We start from the raw sequence: 4,340 nt of genomic DNA, 5'->3' as shown, positions 1-4,340 counted from the left end.
ATTTATACCAGATAGAAAAATCACTTATATTACCTATAAGTTTTACGGAGAACTGAAAGATGGATATTCGCCATTTACGCTACTTTGTTGCGATTGTTGAAAATAACTTTAATTTAAGTAAGACGGCTCAAAATTTATACATTTCTCAGCCGACCCTTAGTATGATGATTTCTGATTTTGAACATAAAGAGGAAATTCAATTATTTAAACGATCAAATGGAAAAATAATGGGGCTAACTTACATCGGCGAGAATTATTATCACGATGCAAAAGCACTGATTAATAAATATAATGAAATGCAGCGTAATTTACATAATGAACATACACAGATAGTCGGTAATATTACTATTGGTATTCCTCCCTTAATCTTATCCGTCGTATTTTCCGATGTTATTCCTTCACTAATATTAAATAATCCTGCAATCAATATTACAGTGAAAGAACAAGGCGCATTTGCATTAAAAAGTGAATTATTGCTGGAGCAAGTCGATCTTGCCGTCTTGCTTTATCCGGAGGGGATCTCTAAAAATATCATTGATTCTTTTGCTATTCATCATTCTGAGCTGGCACTTTTTCTATCTCCAAATCATCCGTTGGCAAAAAAAGAAAAGATTGAATGGAAAGATTTAAATAAACAAAAAATGGCAATTTTTGATAAAAATTTTATGATAGCCCACCAATTAAAAGAACGTTTTGAACGCTATAATATTTATCCAAAGATTATTATTGAATCCGGTTCTTGGGACTTTATGCTAAATGCGGTTAAATTAAATTCAGATTTATTAACGATATTACCTTATCCAATCGCTGAGCAATATCAATCAACAGAATTTGTATGTCGTAAAATTAATGAACCAATTTTATGGCGGGTTACGCTCTGTCGGTTAAAGAAAAATAATTATTCAACGGTTGAGAATTATATTTTTGACTTGTTATTAAAATTATTTAAAGTCAAATAAAGAAGATGTAAAGTGAAAGTGCGGTTAAAACTGCGATTAGATTGTTGATAGGAGCTAGCACCGGAAGGGGGAAACTATGGCGAAAGTAGAAGGGGAGCCACTGCTGGATTCTTAATACCAATCTTAGAAAAACGGTAGAAAAATTATTCAAAAACTCGTTTTTCCCTCTAATAGTGAGGAAAAAGCCAATGTTCAAAAAATCTTGTTTTTTATAACCGCACTTTATTCCTAGGATAATAACTCATCCATCAGTCTTGCAGACTAAAGAGCGGTTATTTTTATCTCTGTTTTTTATCAAGCCGTTCACACCCAACAAAATCAAACTTGCCCAAATGGGGATATAAGTCAAATAATCAGAAGGTGAAACTTCTGTGTTGAGCCAAAATAGCGAAATTAGAAAAAGTAATGCCGGTTCAATATAGCTTAGTACTGCAAATAAACTGATGGGAATTTGTTGGCTGGATTTTAAATTTGCAGATAAAGAGATTGCACTAACAATGCCTAATGCGGGTAATAGATACCAATAACGCCATTCCCCGGCAATGAGATGGAAACTATTTCCTTGGTAAATCAAATAGATAAAGCAAGGAATTGAAATCAAACAAATATCTAGTGTAATCCCTTGTAGTGCCGGAATTTGCATTTTTTTGCGACTTAAGTAATAGAGTGGGTACATTAAACAGACCCATAGGCTTGTCCAAGAAAAACTTTGTGTATGCCAAAGTTCATGAGCTACCCCACAGGTAGCGAGGCAAAGGGCAAATTTTTGAATGTGGCTCAACGGCTCTTTTAACCATATCCTCCCTAAAATCGCCATCACAAGTGGAAATAAAAAATAGCCCATTGCAATATTGATCCCTTCATTATTTACCGGTGCCCACATAAATAACCAAAATTGACTGCCTGCATTGGCGGTGCCAAGTAAAAATATCGTCCAACGGGAAAGATTATTTCCTAAATTTTCTTTCATTAAGCGAAGAATAGCGCGAGGACCAACGGTAGGAAAAACGATTAAGGCAAGTCCAAATAACATTGTTACCATTCGCCAGGCGAAAATATCCGTGCCATTAAGAGGTCGTAACCACAAACTGAATAAATAAAGCACACCAAATAGACACTGAGAAAATAAGCAGAGCAAGACACCTTGGGCCATCAATTTCATAACAAATCCATTCACAAAATGTGGTATTAAAAATTATAGTCGGTTTGTGTGATAAAAAATTTTCAATATATGTTGATTTTTGAAAGTTTTTTTCTTATAACGGCAGAAATGGAAATTTTTTATTAAAGTGAACAATGAAATTAGATAAACTTGATCGGGATTTGCTTAATTTATTGCAACAAGATTCAACGCTGCCGCTAAAAGAAATTGCAGATAAAGTGAACAGTTCGGTTGCAACCTGCCAGCGGCGTATTCAGTTATTGACAGAAAAAGGCGTTATTGCTAAACAAGTGGCGGTGGTTTCGCCTAAAGCGGTAGGCAAGGCTATTTCTGTTTTTGTGATGGTGGAAATGGATAATCAGCATTCTTATTATCAAGAACAATTTGAACGAAAAATGCGTGAAGAATCCGATGTGATGAGTTGTTATGAAATTTCAGGCGACTACGATTTTATGTTGCTCATTCATGCGGCAGATATGGAAAGTTACCATGCCTTCACACGCCGTGTATTGACCGGTGAATATCATGTCCGCACTTACAAAAGCTTATTTGTGATGAATTTTACCAAAGCGGAAAGCGGGATTTTATTGTAAAAAAGTGCGGTCAAAATTAACCGTACTTTCGCGGTATTATGTAGCAAATGTACAAAACAAGAATTTCAACGCAATGTAGGGATACATTGTGTGTTCGATATTTAACATATTGAAATGATTTGATTTTACCACGAATTCACGTAGTGAGTCCTACGAGTAAAACTAAAATCATTTTTGTACTACTGCCTTATAATGCTACGAATTTTGGGGAGAATACTAGCTTTTTTCGTTGGTTGTTAAGTATTGGCGAAAGTAATGAACTCAAGTTAAAAGAGGTCAGGTACTTGTGACTCATGCGGTTGGAACTGCGTACAGTAAGTGCGGTCATAAAAAAGCGGGTTTTTAGTTTGTGAAGACGGAGATAAAGAATTTTGACATTTCTAACCGCACTTTGTACATGTGAATGGGAATTTGAATATTAATTGAAAAAGAGGAAAGTATGCAGAAATTTTGTTTAAGAACGATGATACCTGTGTTGATGTTATTCTTGTCAAATGAGGTTTTGGCAAAAAATTTTGTTATTTATGATCGAATGGACTATATAGGAAAACCTGATCTTAGTTCAGATAAGTTATCTAAAGTTTTCCTTGTTTACGAATCTGAATTAGTCAAGCCAGATCCTACCGGAAAACGTAAGCATGGTGTATTGAATCTTGAGAAAATCCGTAACCTAGCGCGTCAATCTCATCTTGAAGGATATCGTATGATTTCAACGGATATTGAATCTTGGTTTAGCGATAAAGAGGGGCAATTATTAACACCTGAAGAACTTGATGCTGATTTCAAGCGTTTATTTAGTATTTTCAAAGAAGAAAATCCAAAAGCGTTTATTTGTAACTATGGATTACCTATGGAAAATTTAAGCGTCATTCGTTTTTTTCGTCCAGCCTCCCCTTATGATGTGGTGTTATCAAAATGGAGAGAGTTTAGCAAGCGCCGCCAGAAAGCGACTGCAAATTGTGATTATTTAAATCCAGTCCTCTATATCGCAGATCCCAATGTTAAAAATTGGGAATATGATGTAAAAATGACGGTAGAAGATATACGTCGTCATTTCCCTAACAAACCGCTCATTGGTTATCTTTGGCCACAATATTATTCAGCATCGGGCAGCCCTCATTTTAAACAATTTATTGATGCTAAAACATGGCGTCAGATGCTAGAGATTAGTTATAAATATATGGATGGCATTATCATTTGGTCTGATAAGCGAGATGATAAAAATGAGTTGGTGAAATGGACTGATCCTAGAGTCCAAGCAATCATGAAAGAGACGAAATCTTTTATTTCTTCTCAAGAAAATTCGATTCAAGTAGAACGTTAAATTTCGAAAAAGTAATTGATTATTTTTTTAAGATGATTTTCCCTTTTTTTGATTTTTTTTCTTCATTAATTGAGAGTGAGATAGAGTTTAAAATTAATCATATTTAACTTGTAATTCACATTTTTTTGTAAAGGATTATCAAAATTTTATTTGAAATATTTGAACCGTTTTTATATTTCCTTTGTCAAAGATTAGGTAAGTGGGATAATTTTTTAATTAAATTGTTATCCCACTTTCTTATGTGATTTGGAGAAAACATAATTCAAATCCAAGTCACCAAGTTTGATACAAGAGATGTAATT

4 protein-coding genes are annotated in these 4,340 nt (G+C 34.2%); 3 read left to right on the top strand and 1 reads right to left on the bottom strand.

The window, feature by feature from the left end:
- Positions 1 to 59 precede the first annotated feature (59 nt).
- Positions 60 to 959 carry a LysR family transcriptional regulator gene (locus BKK47_RS10965; protein ID WP_077494867.1) on the top strand — a complete coding sequence of 300 codons (900 nt, stop codon included), beginning with the start codon at positions 60 to 62 and terminating at the stop codon, positions 957 to 959.
- A 241-nt stretch (positions 960 to 1,200) separates the two neighbouring features.
- Here BKK47_RS10965 and rarD read toward each other — a convergent pair whose 3' ends face one another.
- Complete coding sequence (rarD, locus tag BKK47_RS10960; protein ID WP_077494866.1) at positions 1,201 to 2,121, bottom strand: EamA family transporter RarD; 921 nt, start codon at positions 2,119 to 2,121, stop codon at positions 1,201 to 1,203.
- Between the two features lie 134 nt (positions 2,122 to 2,255).
- On the opposite strand from rarD, the gene BKK47_RS10955 reads away from it, so the two are divergent.
- Together BKK47_RS10955 and BKK47_RS10950 are read left to right on the top strand one after the other, a co-directional pair.
- A complete protein-coding gene (locus BKK47_RS10955) occupies positions 2,256 to 2,714 on the top strand; it encodes an Lrp/AsnC family transcriptional regulator (RefSeq protein ID WP_077494865.1) in 459 nt (152 codons plus the stop codon).
- A gap of 439 nt (positions 2,715 to 3,153) precedes the next feature.
- Positions 3,154 to 4,038 carry a hypothetical protein gene (locus tag BKK47_RS10950; protein ID WP_077494864.1) on the top strand — a complete coding sequence of 295 codons (885 nt, stop codon included), beginning with the start codon at positions 3,154 to 3,156 and terminating at the stop codon, positions 4,036 to 4,038.
- Positions 4,039 to 4,340 lie beyond the last annotated feature (302 nt).

The organism is Rodentibacter mrazii, assembly GCF_001998825.1.
GTDB lineage: Bacteria > Pseudomonadota > Gammaproteobacteria > Enterobacterales > Pasteurellaceae > Rodentibacter > Rodentibacter mrazii.
This window is presented reverse-complemented; position numbering and strand designations above follow the sequence as displayed.

Excerpts from the sequence above, each read along its gene's own strand:
- BKK47_RS10965 (WP_077494867.1), top strand. The coding sequence starts at position 60 with ATGGATATTCGCCATTTACGCTACTTTGTTGCGATTGTTGAAAATAAC.
- rarD (WP_077494866.1), bottom strand. The coding sequence starts at position 2,121 with ATGAAATTGATGGCCCAAGGTGTCTTGCTCTGCTTATTTTCTCAGTGT.
- BKK47_RS10955 (WP_077494865.1), top strand. The coding sequence starts at position 2,256 with ATGAAATTAGATAAACTTGATCGGGATTTGCTTAATTTATTGCAACAA.
- BKK47_RS10950 (WP_077494864.1), top strand. The coding sequence starts at position 3,154 with ATGCAGAAATTTTGTTTAAGAACGATGATACCTGTGTTGATGTTATTC.